The organism is Streptomyces sp. Sge12 (assembly GCF_002080455.1).
Taxonomy (GTDB): Bacteria; Actinomycetota; Actinomycetes; order Streptomycetales; family Streptomycetaceae; genus Streptomyces.
In genome coordinates this window covers 5,090,213-5,109,290 of sequence record NZ_CP020555.1, presented here as the reverse complement: position 1 = coordinate 5,109,290, position 19,078 = coordinate 5,090,213, and the positions used below count along the sequence as shown (strand labels likewise).

Below are 19,078 nucleotides of genomic sequence, written 5' to 3'. Positions count from 1 at the left end.
GGCCCATGGCTGAGAGCGTGCGGCTCCGCGACCCGGAACCGGGGGACCTGGGGTGGATCGTGCAGCGCCACGGCGCGCTGTACGCCGCCGAGTACGGCTGGAACAGCGACTTCGAGGGCCTGGTCGCCCGGATCGTCGCGGACTTCGCCCAGGACCACGACCCCTACCTCGAACGGGTGTGGATCGCGGAGCTGGACGGCCGGCCCGTCGGCTCGGTGATGTGCGTACGGGAGGAGGGCGCGCCCGGCACCGCCCGGCTGCGGCTGCTCCTGGTGGACCCGAAGGGGCGCGGCCACGGCGTCGGCACCCTGCTGGTCGACACCGTCGTCGCCTTCGCCCGTTCGGTCGGCTACCGCGAGCTGGTGCTGTGGACCAACGACGTGCTGGCCGACGCCCGCGCGCTCTACCTGCGGGCCGGCTTCACCCTGATCGCGGAGCGGCCGCACCGCTCGTACGGAGCGGACCTGAGGGGGCAGGACTGGCGGCTGCCCCTCCAGGAGGGCTCCCCGCGCTGACGCCCGAACCGACCCCCGTACGGTTCACGGCGCGCGCGGGGGCCAGCGAGGTCAGGGCCACCCCGCCCACCAGCAGGACGGCCGCCAGCCAGCGCAGCCCCGAGACGGACTCCCCGAGGACCAGGGCCGCCGAGGACATCCCGAAGACCGGGACCAGCAGCGAGAACGGGGCCACCGCGGAAGCCGGATAGCGGCGCAGCAGATAACTCCAGGCGACGAAGCCGAAGACGGTGGAAACCCAGGCGACGTAGCCGATGACGGCCACCCCGGACCAGTCCAGGGACCGCAGCGCGGCCAGGTCCCGCTCGGGGCCCTCCAGCAGCAGCGAGAGCGCGAGCAGCGGCAGTACCGGAACCGTGCACACCCACACCATGAAGTTCAGGGCGTCGGGCGGCGAGGCCTTGCGGGTCAGCACGTTGGACACGCCCCAGCAGGCGGCGGCCGCCACGACCAGCGTGAAGCCGAGCACCGGCCCGGAGGTCCCGCCGTCCACGGCGGCGACCGCGATCCCGGCGAGCGCCACGCCCATGCCGAGCACCCGCACCCGGCCCGGCCGTTCGCGCAGCACGACGGCGGCGAGAACGGCGGTGAAGACGGACTGGATCTGCAGGACGAGGGAGGACAGCCCGGCCGGCATCCCGGCGGCCATGCCCGTGAAGAGCAGGCCGAACTTGGCGATGCCGAGGGCGATCCCGACCCCGACGATCCACTTCCAGGCGGCCTTGGGCCGCCCCACGAAGAACACGGCGGGCAGGGCGGCGACCAGGAAGCGCAGGGCGGACAGCAGCAGGGGCGGGAAGTGGTCGAGGCCGATCTCGATCACCACGAAGTTGAAGCCCCAGACGGCGGCGACGAGCACGGCGAGTGCGGTGTGTACGGGACGCATGCTTCGAGCATCGGATGCCGGACCATGTAGCACCAGCGCGGATCTCTTCCGGTATGGATGAAGCGTTGCTTACGGATATCCGCGGTGTCACGATGGGGGCATGCTCGATCTCGCCCGGCTGCGCGCCCTGCACGCCGTCTCCGTCCACGGCTCGGTCGCCGCCGCGGCGGCCGCCCTCGGCTACACCCCCTCGGCCGTCTCGCAGCAGATCTCCAAGCTGGAACGGGAGACCCGCACCACCTTGCTGGAGCGGCGCGGGCGCGGGGTCGCGCTCACCGAGGAGGCCCGCCATCTGGCCGATACCGCCCAGGAGTTGCTGGCGATCGTGGAACGCGCCGAGACCACCCTGGAGGAGCGGCGCGGGCAGCCCGGGGGGCTGCTGACAGTGGCGGCCTTCGCCTCGGCGGCGCGCGGGCTGCTGCCGCAGGTCCTGGCCGATCTGGCCCGCCGGCACCCCGCGCTGGACGTACGCCTCACGGAGGTGGACCCGCACCTGTCCGTGGAACTGGTGGCCCGCGGGGTCACGGATCTGGCGGTGGCTCATGACTGGGACATCGCCCCGCTGCCCGCGCCCGAGGGCATCGAACAGGCGGTGATCGGGGACGACCTCTGCGACCTCGTGGTGCCGGCCGGGCATCCCTTCACCACGCGCCGGGTCATCCGGCGCTCGGACCTGGGCGGCGAGCGCTGGGTCTGCCAGCCGCCCGGCCGGGTCTGCCACGACTGGCTGGTGCGGACCCTGCGCACCGCCGGGTTCGAGCCCGATGTCGCGCACGTCGCGGAGGAGAACCACACCATCGTCGCCCTGGTCGCGGCCGGGCTCGGGGTGGCCGTCGTCCCCCGGCTGGGCACGGGAGCGCTGCCGCCGGGTGCGGTCGCGGTACCGCTGGAGCCGGGCCCCGTGCGCCGGCTGTACGCCCTGTGGCGGACCGGGGCGGCCCGGCGGCCCGCGATCACCGAGGCCGTACGGACCTTGCAGGACCACTGGGCCTCCCACCGGTAGGGGGCGTCCGGGGTGCCGTCCGGGGTGCCGTCCGGGGGCCTTCCGCGTGTCCTTCCGAGTGTCCGTCACTCCCCGGGCCTACCCCGGCAGTAGGGTCCGGCGGGTGCCGTACCACGCCTCGCGCCGGAACCTGCTCGCCGCGGCCGCCATGGCCGCCGTCACGGCCGCCGGGGCCGCTTCCGCGGCCGTCGGCTCCCACCCCGCCCCCGACGACTCGCGGCCCCCGGGCAGCGGGCCCGGCCGCCGCCCCGGCCGGGCGCGCCTGCGCGCCCTCATGGACCGGATGAGCCTCGACGAGAAGATCGGGCAGCTCTTCGTCTCCCGGGCGTACGGGCATTCGGCGACCGATCCCGATCCGGTGGACGCCGAGCACAACCTCGCGGCGTTCGGCGTGCGCACCGCCGCCGAGCTGGTCTCCCGCTTCCACCTCGGCGGGATCATCTACTTCGCCTGGGCCCACAACACCCGCACCCCCCGGCAGATCGGCGCGCTCTCGGTCGCCCTCCAGCAGGCCGCCCTCACCACCGGCGCCCGGATCCCCCTGCTGCTCTCCACCGACCAGGAGCACGGCGCCGTCGCCCGGATCGGCCGGCCCGCGACCCTGCTCCCGGGGGCGATGGCGCTCGGTGCGGCCGGTTCGACCGCGCACGCCCGGCGGGCCGCGCGCATCGCGGGTGCCGAGCTGGCCGCCATGGGCATCCGGCAGGACTACGCGCCGGTGGCCGACGTCAACGTCAACCCGGCCAATCCGGTGATCGGCGTCCGGTCGTTCGGCTCCGACCCGCAGGCCGTGGCGGAGCTGGTCGCGGCCCAGGTCCACGGCTACCAGGGCGCCGGCGTGGCCGCCACCGCCAAGCACTTCCCGGGCCACGGCGACACCGAGACCGACAGCCATGTCGGGCTGCCGGTGATGCGGCACAGCCGGGCCGCCTGGGAGGAGCTGGACGAGCCGCCCTTCCGGGCCGCGGTGGAGGCGGGCGTGGACGCCATCATGACGGCGCACATCGTCTTCCCCGCGCTCGATCCCTCGGGGGACCCGGCGACCCTCTCCCGGCCGATCGTCACCGGCCTGCTGCGTGAACGCCTCGGATTCCAGGGGGTGGTGATCACCGACGCCCTCGACATGGCCGGCGTCCGCCAGAAGTACGGGAACGACCGCGTGCCCGTACTGGCCCTGCTGGCGGGCTGCGACCAGCTGCTGAACGCGCCGGACCTGGGGCTCGCGATCCGCAGCGTGCGGGCGGCCGTGGAGTCGGGCGAGCTGACGCAGGCGCGGATCGAGGAGTCGGTGCTGCGGATCCTGGAACTGAAGGCCCGCCGCGGCCTGTTCGACGAGGCCTACACCACCGGGCGGGAGATCGACTCCCTCGTGGGCGTCCAGCAGCACCTCGACGCCGCCGACACGATCGCGGCCGCCACCACGACCCTGTTGGCCAATCCGGGCGGGCTGGTGCCCCTCGATGCGACGTCCGGGCCACGGCTGCTGGTCACCGGGACGGACCCGGTCTCCCCCACGGGTACCACCGGGCCCCCTACGGTCGTACTGGCCCGGGAGCTGACCGCGCTGGGCTGCCGGGCGACGGCGGTGCCGCCCGCCCGGGCCGTGGCCGCCGCGGCCGGTCACGCGGCGGTGCTCGTGTGCACGTACAACGTCCCGGAGGGCGAAAGTCCGCAGCGCACGCTGGTGGCGGACCTGATCGCGACCGGGGTCCCGGTCGTCGTGGTGGCGGTCCGCAACCCGTACGACCCGGCCCGGCTGCCGCTCTGCGCGGCGGAGCTCGCCACGTACTCCTGGACGGACGTGGAGATGCGGGCGGCGGCCCGGGTGCTCACCGGGGCGGTGCGGCCCGCCGGCCGCCTCCCCGTCCCGGTCCCGGGCCGCTACCCGCTGGGCCACGGACTGACGCCCTGAACCCAGGGCGCCCACCCGCGGCCCGCGTCTCCCGCGTCCCGCGTCCGGTTACGGCCGCAGCTGCGGCTCGCGCTCCAGGTCGCGCTGGTCGAGCTGCGCGTCCGGCGCGGCCAGCGGCGCCGCCCGGCCCGCGTCGGCGAGCGCGGCGGCCGGGGCCACCCCGGCCCACTGGAGGATCTTCGCGGTGGCGAGGGCCTTCTCACCGTCCATCAGCTTGGCCACGTTCGCGCCGTGGTTGGCGCCCGGCGCGATCATCACGTAGCTGTCGCGCACCCCGTAGCCGAGGTGGAACGGCTCGGCGCCCCACGGGTCGTTCTGCCCGTACACGAAGAGCATCTGGTGGGCGTTGTTGCGCACCCACCTGTCGACGTCCGCCATCACCCCAGGCTGGAAGGCCATGGGGATGTCGCGGGGCACGAAGTTGCGCGGCGGCTGGTAGCCGTAGCGGCTCAGGCCCTTCAGGTGCGGCTGCTTGATGTCCGGGGAGCCGAGCTGCGTACCCGCCTGGTAGTAGTACGGCGTGTACGTCTCCAGGCCCTGGTCGGAGTAGGCCGAGAAGCCGGAGATCGCGTCGATCGTGTCCCAGATCTCCTGGTCGCTCGCGGCCTTGGCGTCGGGGACGGAGCCGCAGTCGGCGAGCAGGCTGTACTGCCAGAAGGCCCAGACGTAGTCGAGCACGACGGCCTCGTAGGCCTTGTCGAGGTTGCCGACCGTGGTGAAGGTCCAGCCGTTCTCGGCGGCGGCGACGGCGTACTTGGCCTCCAGCGGCTCGCGGCGCACCAGCGCCTCGCGCTGGACCGCGTTCAGCCTGTCGCGGCACTCCTTGGTGCCGACCTTGGCGAAGAAGCGGTCGTAGGCCGAGTCCTCGTTGTTGACGACGTCGTTGGGCGCGACGTACGCGACGACACCGTCCATGTCGCGCGGGTAGAAGCGCTCGTAGTACGTCGCCGTCATACCGCCCTTGCTGCCGCCCGTGGCCAGCCAGTTCTTCTTGTAGATCTTCTTCAGCGCGGTGAAGAGGCGGTGCTGGTCACTGGCGGCCTGCCAGATGTCCAGGTTCGACCAGTTGGCCGGGTCGGGCCGGGACGGCGTGAAGAATCGATACTCCAGGGATACCTGGTTGCCGTCGACGATGGTCGTCGGCTCACTGCGGCGCGGGCTGGTGTTGACGTTGTAGCCGGAGGTGAAGAACACCGACGGCCGCGAGACGTCCTTGTGCAACAGGGTCAGGCGCTGCTTGAAGGTGCCCTTCCACGGCTGCCGGTGGTCCACCGGCTGCTCGTAGTTCAGTACGAAGAAGCGGTAGCCGGGGTACGGCTTCTCCTCGATCAGGCTCATCCCGGCAATGCCGAGGATCTGGTCCTTGATGTCCGTGGCGGCCGCGGGCTCCGCGGCTGTGGCCGCTTGCGCCGTGGAGCCGGCCGCGCCCATGGTGCCGATGAGCACCACGAGCGACAGCAGCCATCCGAGCGTCTTGCGCATTCACCCTCCCCTTGAGTTCACTTCGGTCGCCGTGAACCTAGCCGGGCCAACACGCCACTGACCAGACCTGGTTGGGCCTGTTCATCAGCACAGGATCCAGCCGGAATCGACGGATCCGGCTCCCACGCTCCCCTTTACATACACGCAGCGGCTGATCGCCCCGACCGTGACAGGCCCGGCATATCGGGTGAATCCCCCGGCCTCGCGGACCGGGGCGCCGCCGCGCGGCTGAATGCTCACCGCCATCCGCCGGCGCTCGCCGAAGTTCCTGGCCACGGCCATCGCACAGGCCTGGTTGCGGCTCTTGTAGACGCGCACCTCGCCCGTCTCGAAGGGCACCGTCCTCGCCAGCCGGCCCGCGCAGCCCTCGGTCGCGGCCCGCGCCGCCGGCGGCGTGAGCAGTCCGCCCGCACAGAGCCACAGCGCCGCCACGAAAACCCCCAGGACCGCGGCCCGGCGGCCACGCCTCCTTCGCCCCTGCAACACCCTGTCCCCCGATCGGCCGTACGTACGGAGCACGCACGCACGTACGACGCCCGAGCCCGCCGGAAGGTTGCCGCGCGCAAGGGTCCTCCCGCCGGCGCCGCCACCCCTCCCTCGTACGAGTGCATCCGCCACCTCCCGGCGGGACAGCGGGAGTTCACCCCCGAAGGGGCGATTACGCTAGGTGACGAAAGACCCGCCCGCCGTAGCCGCACCGATACCCGTACCCGTACCCACCGGCTCAGCCGTGAAAGGCCATGAGATGACGAACGACCTGCTCGACCGCAAGCTGGAGCGCGCCTTCACGCACCTGGACGCCGACGGGAGCGGCGTGATCGACGCCGCCGACATCATCGCGCTCGGCACCCGGCTGCTGAAGGCCCTCGCGGAGCCGGACAGCTCACCCAAGGCGGACCTGGTGATGGGCGGGCTGGCGGACTTCTGGCAGGACCTGTTCACCGAGCTGGACATCGACCGGGACGGCAAGGTCACGCCCGACGAGTACAAGCAGGGCATGACCCGCCTCTACGCGCAGGGCGGCCCCGCGTACGAGCGCTCGTTCCGCCCGATGATGCGGGCGATCCTCACGATCGTCGACACGGACGACGACGGGCGCATCAGCCCGCAGGAGTTCCACCGGGCGCAGGAGGCCTTCGACACGCGGCTCAGCCCGGCCGACACCGAGGCGCTCTTCCGGCGGATCGACGCCGACGGGGACGGCTCGCTGACGGTCGACGAACTGCTCGGCGCGGTACGCGAGTACTACACCGGCACCGACGAGGACGCCCCGGGGAACCTGCTCTTCGGCGAGTTCTGACCCCGGGGCGCTCCGGACGGGCGAGAGACCTTCCGGCCTAGGCGGCGGCGCGCTCGTCCTCGCCGACGAAGGTGCGCCACAGCTCGGCGTACCGGCCGCCGCGCGCCAGGAGCTCGGCGTGGGTGCCGTCCTCCACGACCCGGCCGCGGTCCATGACCACGACCCGGTCGGCGCGGGCCGCCGTCGTCAGCCGGTGCGCGACCACCAGGGTGGTGCGCTTGCCCACGAGCCGGTCCGTCGCCTGGTTGACCTGGGCCTCGGTGGCCAGGTCCAGGGCGGCGGTGGCCTCGTCGAGCAGGAGGACGTCCGGGTCGACGAGCTCGGCCCGGGCGAGCGCGATCAGCTGGCGCTGGCCCGCGGAGAGGTTGCGGCCGCGCTCGGCGACGGTGTGCAGATAGCCGCCGTCGAGGGTGGCGATCATGTCGTGGGCGCCGACCGCGCGGGCGGCGGCCTCCACCTCGGCGTCGCTCGCGCCCGGGAGCCCGTAGGCGATGGCGTCGCGGACCGTCCCCGGGAAGAGGTACGCCTCCTGGGGGACGACCCCCAGACGGTGACGGTACGCCGTGAGTTCCAGCTCCCGCAGGTCGGTGCCGTCGGCGGTGACCCGGCCGGAGGTCGGGTCGTAGAACCGGGCCACCATCTTGACCAGCGTGGACTTGCCGGCTCCGGTCTCGCCGACGAAGGCGACGGTCTGTCCGGCGGGTATCCGCAGGTCGATGCCGGCCAGCGCCTCCCCCTTCTCGCCCCGCTCCTCGGCCGTCCCGTACTGGAAGCGGACGTTCTCGAAGGCGATCTCGCCGACCGGCGTCCGCAGCTCCCGCGGCCGCTCGGGCAGCGGGGTGGTGGTGGGCTCCCGCAGCAGTCCCTGGATGCGGCCGAGGGCGACCGTGGCCTGCTGGTAGCCGTCGAAGACCTGGGAGAGCTGCTGGACGGGGGCGAAGAACAGGTCGATGTAGAGCAGATAGGCCACGAGCGCGCCGGTGGTGAGCGTCCCGGCCTCCACCCGGCCCGCGCCGACGATCAGCACGGCGGCCGCGGCGCCCGAGGACAACAGCTGCACGAAGGGGAAGTAGACGGATATCAGCCACTGGCCGCGGACCCGGGCCTCGCGGTACGAGTGGCTGCGCTCGGCGAAGCGCTTGGCGCCCGAGCCCTCGCGGCGGAAGGCCTGGACGATGCGCAGGCCCGAGACGGACTCCTGGAGGTCGGCGTTGACCAGGCTGACCCGGTCACGGGCGAGCTCGTAGGCGGCCACGGACTTGCGGCGGAACACGATGGTGGCGACGACCAGGACCGGCAGGGTCGCGAAGACGATCAGCGCGAGCTCGACGTCCAGGACGAGCAGGGCGACCAGGATGCCGAAGAAGGTGAACACGGAGACCACGGCGGTGACCAGGCCGGTCTGCAGGAACGAGCTCAGCGAGTCCACGTCGGTGGTCATCCGGGTCATGATCTTGCCGGTCAGCTCGCGCTCGTAGTAGTCGAGGCCGAGGCGCTGGAGCTGGGCGAAGATCTTGACGCGCAGGGCGTAGAGCACGCGCTCGCCGGTACGGCCCGTCATCCGGGTCTCGGCGAACTGCGCGGCCCACTGCGCGACGACGACCACGAGGGCGAGCCCGGCGGCCACCCAGACGGCTCCGAGCACGGCCTGTTCCACGCCCTGGTCGATGCCGTGCCGGATCAGGATCGGCAGCAGCAGTCCGGCGCCCGCGTCCACGGCGACGAGGGCGAGGCTGATGGCGAGCGGCGCCCAGAACCCGCGGAGCAGGCGGCGCAGGCCGTAACTCTCCTCGGCGGCCGCGGCGCGGGTCTCGTCCACCTCGGGCAGGTCGACGGCGGGCGGCAGCGCGGCCACCTGTGCGAGCAGTTCCGGGGTGGCGGGCATCCCGGCGACGGCCCCGGCCATGGACGGCCCGGGTCCGGGCGCGCCGCCCCCGGCCGCGGGAGCCGCGCCGGACACGGTGGCAGTGGCGGTGGCGCCGGCGGCCGCGCTCTCGGCGTCCTCCTGGCGGCGCCAGAGCTCGGGGGTGACCCCGCCGGAGACCCGGCGCTTGGCATTGACGGGCTCGGAGTCGATCTCGGCCTCGAGCTCGATGCCGCGTTCCAGGTCGCGGTCGAGCTCGCGCTCGAACTCGGTCATCGTGCGGGCGTCCGGGGTGCGCGGCGAGCCGGCGCCGAGCGCCTCGGGGTCGGTGAGCAGCCTGCGGTAGAGCGCCGAGCGGCCCTCCAGCTGCTCGTGCGTCCCGATGTCGGCGAGGCGTCCGCGGTCGAGTACGGCGATCCGGTCGGCCAGCGCGAGAGTGGAGCGGCGGTGCGCGATCAGCAGGGTGGTCCGGCCGGCCATGACGGACCGCAGGGCCTCGTGGATCTCGTGCTCGACGCGGGCGTCCACGGCGGAGGTGGCGTCGTCGAGGAGCAGCAGCCGCGGGTCGGTGAGGATGGCCCGGGCGAGGGCGATGCGCTGGCGCTGGCCGCCGGAGAGGGTGAGCCCCTGCTCGCCGACCTTGGTGTCGTACCCGGCGGGCAGCGCCCGGACGAAGCCGTCGGCCTGGGCGGCGCGGGCGGCGGCCTCGATCTGCTCCTCGGTGGCGCCGGGGTGCCCGTAGGCGATGTTGGCGCGGATGGTGTCGGAGAAGAGGAAGGAGTCCTCGGGGACGAGGCCTATCGCGCCGCGCAGGGAGTCGTAGGTCAGCTCGCGGACGTCGTGGCCGCCGACGCGGACCGCGCCGCCGTCGGCGTCGTAGAAGCGGGGCAGCAGGAGGGCGACCGTGGACTTGCCGCTGCCGGAGGACCCGACGACGGCGACGGTCTCCCCCTCCGCCACGGTGAGCGAGAACCCGTCGAGGACGGGCCGCTCGGGGTCGTAGCCGAAGCGGACGTCGTCGAATTCGACGGTGGCGGGCGCGTCGGCGGGCAGTTCGTGGGCGCCCTCGTGGATCTCCGGCTCGGTGTCGATCAGCTCGAACACGCGCTCCGCGCCGGCCCGGGCCTGCTGGCCGACGGTGAGGACCATGGCGAGCATGCGGACGGGTCCGACGAGCTGGGCGAGGTAGGTGGAGAAGGCGACGAAGGTGCCGAGGGTGACCTGGCCGTTGGTGGCCATCCAGCCGCCGAGGGCCAGCATGGCGACCTGGGCGAGGGCGGGCACGGCCTGGAGGGCGGGGGTGTAGCGCGAGTTGAGGCGGATGGTCCGCATCCGCCCGGCGAACAGCCGGCGGCCCGCCTCGCGCAGCTTGCCGGTCTCCTGCTCCTCCTGCCCGAAGCCCTTGACGACGCGGACGCCGGTGACGGCCCCGTCGACGACGGTGGCGACGGCGGCGGCCTGGCCCTGGGCCCACCAGGTGGCGGGGAAGAGCTTCTTGCGGCTGCGCTTGGCTATGAACCACAGCGCGGGCGCCATGAGCAGGGCGACGAGGGTCAGCAGCGGCGAGAGCCAGAGCATGATCCCGAGGGACATCCCGAAGAGCAGGAAGTTCCCGATGGTCATGGGCAGCATGAAGAGCAGGCCCTGGATCAGCTGGAGGTCGCTGGTGGCACGGCCGATGACCTGGCCGGTGTTCAGCTCGTCCTGCCGCCGCCCGTCGAGGCGGGCGATCGTGGCGTACATGTCGGTGCGCAGGTCGTGCTGCACGTCGAGGGCGAGCCGCCCGCCGTAGTACCTGCGTATGTAGGTCAGCACGTACACGGTCAGGGCCGCGGCTATGAGCATGCCGGCCCAGGGCGCCATGGGCTTGGTCCCGTCCCCGATGACGTCATCGATGATCACCTTGGTGACCAGCGGGACGACCGCCATGACGGCCATGCCGGCCAGGGAGGAGCCGAGCGCCAGCAGCACATTGGTCCTGTACCGCCAGGTGTAGGCCGCCAGCCGCCTGCCCCAGCCCTGTTTTTCCCCAGCCGCTGTCTCTGCCGCCGCCACGTGAGGCCTCCCCGTTCGTCCTGACCTGCCGGAAGCCCCAACGCTCCGACCGGCGGATTTCATCCCGCCGCAACAATCGCACTGCCGTACGGCGAGGGCGCGCGGGCCGCGTCCGACCGGGGCGGGGCCAGGGGGGGGCGGGGGCGCGTCGGAGGGGAGGCAGGGGCGGGGCGGGGGCGGGGCGGGGGGCGCGAGTGGGCGGTGCCGGACCCTGTCAAGTCCCGACTTTCCGGATCTGGGCCCGAGGGGGTCCGCTGCCGATGCTGGAAGCACAGCCGATGCCGACCGCCGACCGGGGCGGCGGGACCGAAGGGATCCAGGGCCATGAGCACTTCGCAGCAGCAGACCCCCCACAGTCACAGCTTCGTGCAGCGGACCGCCCGGGCCGTCGTCCCCTTCGTCACCGCCTTCTTCATCGCGCTGTTCGCGGCGAAGGTCGTCAGCCTGGTGACCGACAACGGCTGGACCCGGCTGGCGACGGCGGTCGGGGTGGCCGTGATCAGCCTCCTGTTCCACCCCTACGAGGAGAACGAGAACCGGGCGGGCGCCTGACCGGCGCCCCGGGCCGCGGTGCCGGTCAGGAGGCCGGCAGGGGCTTCACCACGGGGGGCTTCTCCAGCGGCTTGTTCTCGCAGCCGAGCGCGTCGGTGACGCGGCGGGCCATGAGGTAGGTGAGGGCGGTCTGCCGGTCCTTGGCCGCCTGGTCGATGTCCGTCCGCCCGATATTGACCGTGTACGAACCCCTCGCGTACAGCCATACCGACTTCGACGGCTCGTCGAGGTCCCCGGGCATGTCGCACGGGACGAACAGCTTCGTGAGGAAGTAGTTGCTCTCACCGAAAGCACCGTTCACATCGAAGCGGCCTCCGTCGGACATGGACGGTTCGGCATCCTTCGAGGTGCGGGGCACCCACCCGACCTCGAACCGCGCGCGCTCGACTCCGGCCTGAGCAGCCGGCTTGTACGCGCACAAGGAGGTCGACAACGTCTTCGTGCCCGATCCGATCGCCCGCAGATCCCGCTCCAACGCCTCCACCACACGGCTCGTGCGGTTGGGGATGTCGGTCTCGAAGGCATCTGCGCGAAGGATCTCCCGAAGGAGCGCTTCCTCTTCCGAGGCAGCGCTGACAGTGCACAGGTGCTCGATCTTCGCCTCGGGCTCGCCCAAGGCGCACGAAGCCAGCATCACCACGGAGAGCAGGGCGGTCGTCGATCGCGCGAAGGCCTTGAGCACCTTACGGCCGGAGGTGAGCACGTGCAGCCTCCCGGCCCGTCGTGTATCCGTCGCCCGCCCCGTCCTTGGCATGCTCGAACGCAGGGTCTTGCCCCAGGTGGCGCTCGTCCCTCCATGCATCGAGCAACTTGTGGGTCCCCTCCAGGCCAGCCGTGTAGTTGTTGCTGGACTCCTTCTTGCTCTGCTCCTCGGCCGCGTCCTTGACGCTTTCGACCCAGTCGTACTTGGCGACGTCGATCAACGAACCTCCGATCGTGCTCACGACCGGGATCTCGCCGATGAGCGCGTTCCCGGCGGCAGCCGAGTACTCGGCGGTGCCCTCCGCCCACTTGACCTGGTCGTCTTCCTTGTCCTTGTAGACGTCGGCGCCGATGCCGTTGAGGGCGCCGTTGGCCACGCCGATGTCGTGTGCGCGGTTGTCCCAGTCGGCGCTCACCGAGTGCGGGGAGTCGGCCTTGAACGGGACTGCGGTCGCGAGCTGCTCCGCCGAGTACGCCTGCTCCGCCTCGACCAGCAGGGCGTAGGCCGGGCCGTCGTCCGCGATGCCGCGCATCACCCGGATCAGGCTGCCCTGGCCGACCGCGATCCGGGCCTTGTCGCCCGAACCGTGGATCCCGTCGTTGCCACCGATTCCACCCAGGTCGGAATTCTGGCCGCCGAGGATCTCGTGGGTGTCGCCGACGTAGTCGACCAGTGCCTTCGCCATCGGCTGGCGCAGGCCCTCCAGGTCCTCCGTAAACTCGTCCCCGCCCATCTCGTCGTCGAGCATCCGGATGGCGTGGTGCATCACGCGGGCCTGGCCCTCGGTGTGCGGGCCGGGTGCGCCCAGCCTCTCGCCGTCCACGTGACCGGTGGCCGCCGCCTGGATGGCGGCGCCCAGGCCCGCCGTCTTGTTGCCGTCCATCTCGATCGGCGGGCCGTAGCCGGTCGAGATCCAGGGATCCGGCATGTCACGGTCGGTGAGCATGTACTTCAGGTGCTCGTTCTTGTTGCCGGGCGCCTCGGGGTCGAGGAAGTACGTCGCCGAGTCCGGGTCCTTCGCCATGATGCCCAGGAGGCCGTCCAGCGGGTCGGAGACCAGGTTCGGGCGCTGCGAATCGTAGGCGTGGGAGTACATGTGCGGCTTCGACTTCTCGGCCCCGATCATGCCGTCGCCGAGGTCGTTGAGGAACTGCTTGCCGTAGCCGTCGCCGTTCGCCATCAGGGTGACGAGTGCCTGGTAGCCGTAGGTGGGGCGCAGGCCCTTGGCCACCAGTTCCGGGCCCTGCTCCTTGAGCCCGTCGACGAACGGCTTGTACGCGTAGCCGCCCGGGTCCTTGGTGCCCGAGGCGATCGTGCCCGCGAGGCCGGAGTTGATCGACTCGTAGAGCTTCTTGTCGGCCGCCGAGGCACCGCGGTCGTTCGACGCCAGATTCATCTGGTCCGCCAGCAGCAGGGTGTCCTTCGCTCCCAGCGCGTGCAGGTAGGCCTCGCCGAAGTGCGGGTCGGCCGAGTTCTGGCGCAGCAGGTCGCTGTAGTGCCGCAGCTCCTCGTCGGAGGCCTTGCCCGAGCGGATCTTGCTGGTCAGGGCCAGCGCCTCCACGGCCTCGACGTCGTTGACGGGCGTGGAGTTGAAGCCGAACATCGAGGTTCCGTCGGCCCCCGACGCGTTCAGCAGGGCCGTCTTGACGTCCTGGTCGAACTCGGTGACCGCCTTGACCGTGTCGCTGATCCGGCTCGTCCAGGACCGCTCGATCCCCGGGAGGTCGGGGTCGTGGCGGATCGCGTTCACGCTGGCCGGGTCGGCCTTGGAGAAGTCGTAGCTCGCTGTGCCGGAGTCCGAGACCTTCATGCCGGCGGCCACGGCGTCCGCCACGGCCGACACCACCCGGCCCTTGAGGTCGGTGAACCTGGCGTGCGCGTCCCGGAGCAGGGACTCCATGGCCAGGGCCTCCTTCTGCGCCGCCGCGAACTCCTTGCGCGTCATGGCGGAGTTGGTGGCGGCGGTCGTGGCACTGGAGCCCAGCCAGCCGTTGCCCGCGGAGACGCTCTGGACCTCGTCCTTGTAGACGTCCTCCATGGTCTTGAACTGCGTCGCCATGGCCTTCCAGCCGTCGGCGGCCGTGGTGAGCGCGGCCAGGTCCGTCCGCATGATCTCGGCGTAGTTCGGCACGTCTCCCCCTACAGTCCCGCGACCTTGGACTGCACGGGCTGGAAGCTGCTGCCTGTCAGCTGGTCGTTCCCGGTGAACAGGTTCGACGCGCCGCGCAGGGCCGTCTTCTCCGAGTTCAGGCGTCCCATCAGGCGTTTCACCTGGTCGTCCCAGTGCGTGTGCGCCTTCGACAGGCCCGACGCCGTCTCCCAGCCGCTGAAGGCCTTGACGGCGGTCCTGGTGGGCTCGTCGGCCGCGTCCGCAGCCTTCGTGGTGCCGGGCTGCAGGACGTTCTCGATGGTGTTGGCCGCCTTCTTCTTCTCGGGCGGGGCCGTGGCCAGCACCCCGTAGCCGGTGCCGGGCGCCGAGGGGCCGCCCTGGTCGGCGGGGAGCTGGTTCAACCGCATCTGCGGCGACGGTTCCGTCGGCCCGGCCGTCTGCTTGTGACTGCCCCATTCGGTCTCGAACGACACTGCTCCCCCTCGCGCTCCCTGCCCGGACTGATCGCGCCCACCCTAGCCAGCCCCGCGGAGCCCTCTAGACGTGCGTCGGGGCGAACATCCTCAGGGTGGCCGGAAGGACCAGCACCGAGGGGCCCGGGGTCGCCAGCGCCTTCTTGAGGTCGGCGGTCAGGGACTCGGGTGCGGTGGTGGCGGCCGGGACGCCGAAGGACTCCGCCAGGGCCGCGAAGTCGGGGCCGGGCAGCTCCGTACCGGTCGTGCAGCCGTAGTCGCGCAGGATGCCGTAGCCGCCGTCGTCCACGATCAGCCAGGTGACGTCGAGGTCGTGCTGGCGGGCCGTGGCCAGCTCCGCGACGGAGTACATGGCTCCGCCGTCGCCGGAGACCGCCAGGACCGGGGTGTCCGGTTCCGCGAGGCACGCGCCGAGGGCCGCCGGGAAGGCGTAGCCGAGACCGCCCGCGCCCTGGGCCGAGTGCATGGTGTTGGGGTGCTTCGGGTCGAAGGCGGACCAGGCCCAGTAGGACAGGATCGTCATGTCCCAGAACGACGGGGAGCGGGCGGGCAGGGCCGCCCGGATCGAGGTGAGGAGCTGCTGCTCCTGCGCCAGGCCCTGGGTGGCGAGGCGGGCCGCGATGTCGGCGAGGACCAGCCGGACGCGCTCCGGAGCGGAGGGGTCCGCGCGCTCGGACACCGTCTCCAGCAGGGCCTGCAGCGCCAGGCGGGCGTCCGCGTGGATGCCGAGGCCCGCGTGGTTGGACTCCAGCTTGCCGAGGTCCGCCTCGATCTGGACGACCCGGCCCGTCGGGAAGAACGTGTGGTAGTTCGACGAGAGCTCACCGAGTCCCGAACCGACGACCAGCAGGACGTCCGCGTCCTCCAGGAAGTCCGTCATGTGGCGGTCCTCCAGCCAGGACTGGAGGGAGAGCGGGTGGGTCCAGGGGAAGGCGCCCTTGCCGCCGAAGGTGGTGACGACGGGCGCGTTCAGCCGCTCGGCCAGCTGCTTGAGCTTGCCCGCCGCGTCCGAGCGGACGACGCCGCCGCCCGCGATGATCACCGGTCGGGTGGCGTTCTCCAGCCAGTGGGCGGCGAGCGCCGTGAGCTCGGGCCGCGGCGCGAGCTCGTGCGGGGTCGCGTCCACGCCCGTGACCTGCGGGACGATCGTCTCGGCCCGCAGCACGTCCTCCGGGATCTCGACGAACACCGGGCCGTGCGGGGCGCTCAGCGCCGACTCCCAGGCCTCGGCGATCACGGAGGGGATCTGGGAGGGGGTGCGGACCGTGTGGACGGACTTCACCACGTCCCGGAAGGAGGCCGACTGGTCCCGCAGCTCGTGCAGGTGCCCGCGCCGCCCGCCGCCCAGGCCCGCCACCGGGACCTGCGAGGAGATCGCGACGACCGGCGCCGATGCGGCCGCCGCCTCCGCCAGGGCGGGCAGCGCCATCAGCGCGCCCGGGCCGGTGGAGAGCAGCAGCGGCGCCGCCTCGCCGGTGATCCGGCCGTACGCGTCGGCCGCGAAGCCCGCGTTGTTCTCCGTGCGCAGTCCCACGAGGCGCAGGTCGCTGCGGCCGACCGCGTCGAAGAGGGCGAGCGCGTGCTGCCCCGGCAGACCGAAGACGGTGGTCGCGCCGAGGCCGCGGAGCGTTTCCACGACCAGGTCCCCGCCCGTCCGGCCCGGCGGCGGCGCGAGCGCGGCCGCCTTCTGGGCTTCGGTGGGACGGAGTACCAGGTCGTGGTCGTGCGTCACTTCGCTTACTTGCCCTTCGCCTGCGCGATCTGTCGCGACATGATCGTGGTCAGCTCGTACGCGGTGTGCGAGGCCGCGACCGAGGTGATCTCGGCGTGATCGTACGCCGGGGCGACCTCGACGACGTCGGCGGAAACGAGGTTGCAGGAGGACAGACCGCGGATGATCTCCAGCAGCTCGCGGGAGGTCATGCCGCCCGCCTCCGGGGTGCCGGTGCCGGGCGCGTGCGCCGGGTCGAGCACGTCGATGTCGATGGAGATGTACAGCGGGCGGTCGCCGATGCGCTGGCGCAGCTGGTCGGCGACCTCGTCGGCGCCGCGGCGGTAGACGTCGGCCGAGGTGACGATGCCGAATCCCATCTTGGCGTCGTCGTCCAGGTCCTGCTTGCCGTAGAGCGGGCCGCGGGTACCGACGTGGGAGAGCGCCTCGGTGTCGAGGATGCCCTCCTCCACCGCGCGGCGGAACGGGGTGCCGTGGGTGTACTCGGCGCCGAAGTAGGTGTCCCAGGTGTCCAGGTGGGCGTCGAAGTGGAGCAGCGCGACCGGGCCGTGCTTCTTCGCGACCGAGCGCAGCAGCGGGAGGGCGATGGTGTGGTCGCCGCCCAGGGTCATCAGGCGGGAGCCGGCGCCGATCAGCTCGTCGGCCGCGGCCTCGATCGTCTCGACGGCCTCGTTGATGTTGAAGGGGTTCGCCGCGATGTCACCGGCGTCGGCGACCTGCGCGAGCGCGAAGGGGGAGGCGTCTTGGGCGGGGTTGTACGGGCGCAGCAGGCGCGAGGCCTCGCGGATGGCGTTGCCGCCGAAGCGGGCGCCGGGGCGGTAGGACACGCCGGAGTCGAAGGGCACGCCGACGACGGCGACGTCGGCCTTGCCGCCGACCTCGTCGAGGCGGGGCAGCCGGGCGAAGGTCGCCGGGCCCGCGTAGCGCGGGATGCGGGAGGAGTCGACGGGTCCGCGCGGCTGCGTGCTCATGGCTGTGCCTCTTTCTCTGGCCTGACGTGTGCGGTCCTTCGAGCGTAAGCGGGCCGCCCGGGGGTGGGCAGTGTACGTTTCATCCATCTGGCAGAGCCGATGTGTACGGAGTATCCATGACCGCCGCTCCCCGCGACCCGGAGTACGGCAACGGCCCCGCCGGGGAGCCGCTCACCCCGCCGGTGCTCCTCTCCTCCCTGCTCGCCGACCGCGAGCTCGGCCTGCGCCACCTCGCCGGGCCGGCCGCCGCCGGGGTGCACGGGGTGCACGCCTCCGAGATGCCCGACCCCTCCCCGTACCTGCTCGGCGGCGAGCTGCTGCTGACCGCCGGGGCGGGCCCCGCCGACGACCCCGACGCCTACGTGGCCCGGCTGGCCCGGGCGGGGGCGGCCGGCCTCGGCTTCGGCGTGGCCCCGATGCACGAGGAGGTTCCGGCCGCGCTGGCCGAGGCGTGCGCCCGGCACGGGCTGCCGCTGCTGGAGGTCCCGCCGCGGACCCCGTTCTCGGCGGTCGCCCGCGCGGTGGGGCGGCTGACGGCGGAGGCCCGTACCCGGGAGCTGCGCCGGGTCACCGAGGCCCAGCAGGCCCTGGCGGCGGCCGCGGCCCGCCCCGACCCGGTCCCGGCGGTCCTGGCCCGGCTCGCCGCGAGCCTGGGCGGGTCGGTCGCCCTGTGGCCGGCCAGCCGGGCGGCGGGCCCGGAGCTGCCGGCTGCGGCCCGGGAGGCACTGTCCGCGCTGCTGGCCCGGGTCGGCCGCGAGGGCGGGCCCGTCACGGCCACCGACCGCGCGGGCGGGCACCACTTGGCCGCCTACGCCCTGGCCGGGCGGGCGGCGCTGGGCACGGCGACCCCGGCCCGCGCGCCCGGCGACCACACCGTGGCATCGGTGGCCGCGGTCCTGCTGACCCTGCTCACCGCCGAGCGGCCCGCCGGGGCGGAGGCCGCGGCGCTGACCCGGCTGCTGCTCGACGGGGATCCGGCCGCGGCGCTGACGGCCGGGCCCTGGTACGCCGTGCACGCTCGCGGGACCGGGGATCCGCAGGCCCTCGCGGCCGCGCTGGGCACCGTACTGCTCGACCCGCGCGAGGACTCCGTACGGCTGCTCACCGACCGGGACCCCGCCCCGCAGCCCGGCTGGCGGCTGGGGGTGAGCGCTCCGGCCGCGCCCGCGGCCCTGGCCACGGCCGGCGCGCAGGCCGAGCGGGCCCTGGGGCGCGCGGAGGCGGCCCGCACCCCGCTGGCCCGGCACACGGAGCCGGGCCTCGCGGGCCTGGTCGGCGAGGCCGAGGCCCGCGCCCACGCCGAGGCCCTGCTCGGACCGCTCTCCCCCGCCCTGCGCGACACCCTGCGCGGCTGGCTGGCCCACCACGGCAACTGGGACCGGACGGCCGCCGCCCTCGGCGTCCACCGCAACACCGTCCGCCAGCGCGTCGCCCGCGCCGGCGAACTGCTGGACCGGAACCTGGACGACCCCGACGTGCGGATGGAGCTGTGGTTCGCACTGCGGGTCGCCGCCGAATGA

At 72.9% G+C, this 19,078-nt stretch carries 14 protein-coding genes and 1 pseudogene; 6 read left to right on the top strand and 9 right to left on the bottom strand.

All coding sequences use genetic code 11. The features are described from left to right. Window positions 1-2 precede the first annotated feature (2 nt). Window positions 3-515 (top strand): annotated as a pseudogene (locus B6R96_RS22885) (GNAT family N-acetyltransferase); the annotation flags it as partial. Here B6R96_RS22885 and B6R96_RS22880 read toward each other — a convergent pair. Then, window positions 421-1,401 carry an EamA family transporter gene (locus B6R96_RS22880; RefSeq protein ID WP_081523498.1) on the bottom strand — a complete coding sequence of 327 codons (981 nt, stop codon included), beginning with the start codon at window positions 1,399-1,401 and terminating at the stop codon, window positions 421-423. The pseudogene B6R96_RS22885 and the gene B6R96_RS22880 overlap by 95 nt on opposite strands. A gap of 100 nt (window positions 1,402-1,501) precedes the next feature. On the opposite strand from B6R96_RS22880, the gene B6R96_RS22875 reads away from it, so the two are divergent. Together B6R96_RS22875 and B6R96_RS22870 are read left to right on the top strand one after the other, a co-directional pair. Beyond that, window positions 1,502-2,404, top strand: coding sequence for a LysR family transcriptional regulator (locus tag B6R96_RS22875; protein ID WP_081523496.1), 903 nt, complete (start codon window positions 1,502-1,504; stop codon window positions 2,402-2,404). A gap of 103 nt (window positions 2,405-2,507) precedes the next feature. Beyond that, window positions 2,508-4,316, top strand: coding sequence for a glycoside hydrolase family 3 protein (locus B6R96_RS22870; RefSeq protein ID WP_237291493.1), 1,809 nt, complete (start codon window positions 2,508-2,510; stop codon window positions 4,314-4,316). 48 nt (window positions 4,317-4,364) lie between these two features. Here the strand turns inward: B6R96_RS22870 and B6R96_RS22865 are convergent, their stop codons facing one another. Then, entirely contained in the window at window positions 4,365-5,798 is a 1,434-nt protein-coding gene (locus B6R96_RS22865; RefSeq protein ID WP_053177242.1) for a S28 family serine protease, read from the bottom strand. A gap of 84 nt (window positions 5,799-5,882) precedes the next feature. Beyond that, window positions 5,883-6,230: a hypothetical protein gene (locus tag B6R96_RS22860; RefSeq protein WP_234437897.1), complete on the bottom strand. Its 348-nt coding sequence runs from the start codon at window positions 6,228-6,230 to the stop codon at window positions 5,883-5,885. Between the two features lie 313 nt (window positions 6,231-6,543). Between B6R96_RS22860 and B6R96_RS22855 the strand changes: the two genes are divergently transcribed. Beyond that, window positions 6,544-7,098, top strand: coding sequence for an EF-hand domain-containing protein (locus B6R96_RS22855; RefSeq protein WP_081523494.1), 555 nt, complete (start codon window positions 6,544-6,546; stop codon window positions 7,096-7,098). A gap of 37 nt (window positions 7,099-7,135) precedes the next feature. On the opposite strand, the gene B6R96_RS22850 is transcribed toward B6R96_RS22855, so the two are convergent. Then, window positions 7,136-11,017: an ABC transporter ATP-binding protein gene (locus B6R96_RS22850; protein ID WP_081523492.1), complete on the bottom strand. Its 3,882-nt coding sequence runs from the start codon at window positions 11,015-11,017 to the stop codon at window positions 7,136-7,138. 324 nt (window positions 11,018-11,341) lie between these two features. Between B6R96_RS22850 and B6R96_RS22845 the strand changes: the two genes are divergently transcribed. Beyond that, the gene (locus tag B6R96_RS22845) at window positions 11,342-11,569 is read left to right on the top strand and encodes a hypothetical protein (protein WP_081523490.1); all 228 of its coding nucleotides are present in this window, start codon (window positions 11,342-11,344) and stop codon (window positions 11,567-11,569) included. 25 nt (window positions 11,570-11,594) lie between these two features. Here B6R96_RS22845 and B6R96_RS22840 read toward each other — a convergent pair whose 3' ends face one another. The 5 genes from B6R96_RS22840 to speB form a co-directional block, all read right to left on the bottom strand. Further along, a complete protein-coding gene (locus B6R96_RS22840; RefSeq protein WP_081523488.1) occupies window positions 11,595-12,272 on the bottom strand; it encodes a hypothetical protein in 678 nt (225 codons plus the stop codon). Next, window positions 12,253-14,403, bottom strand: a complete 2,151-nt coding sequence (locus tag B6R96_RS22835) for a DUF6571 family protein (RefSeq protein ID WP_081523486.1) — start codon at window positions 14,401-14,403, stop codon at window positions 12,253-12,255. The genes B6R96_RS22840 and B6R96_RS22835 overlap by 20 nt, the downstream gene beginning before the upstream one ends. Before the next feature lie 8 nt (window positions 14,404-14,411). Then, entirely contained in the window at window positions 14,412-14,855 is a 444-nt protein-coding gene (locus B6R96_RS22830; protein WP_237291492.1) for a hypothetical protein, read from the bottom strand. 64 nt (window positions 14,856-14,919) lie between these two features. Continuing rightward, window positions 14,920-16,587 carry a thiamine pyrophosphate-binding protein gene (locus tag B6R96_RS22825; protein ID WP_081523484.1) on the bottom strand — a complete coding sequence of 556 codons (1,668 nt, stop codon included), beginning with the start codon at window positions 16,585-16,587 and terminating at the stop codon, window positions 14,920-14,922. Between the two features lie 5 nt (window positions 16,588-16,592). Then, window positions 16,593-17,558 (bottom strand): agmatinase, encoded by a 966-nt coding sequence (gene speB, locus B6R96_RS22820; RefSeq protein ID WP_030384784.1) that lies wholly within the window; start codon window positions 17,556-17,558, stop codon window positions 16,593-16,595. Window positions 17,559-17,674: 116 nt separating this feature from the next. Between speB and B6R96_RS22815 the strand changes: the two genes are divergently transcribed. Beyond that, window positions 17,675-19,078, top strand: coding sequence for a PucR family transcriptional regulator (locus tag B6R96_RS22815; protein ID WP_081523482.1), 1,404 nt, complete (start codon window positions 17,675-17,677; stop codon window positions 19,076-19,078).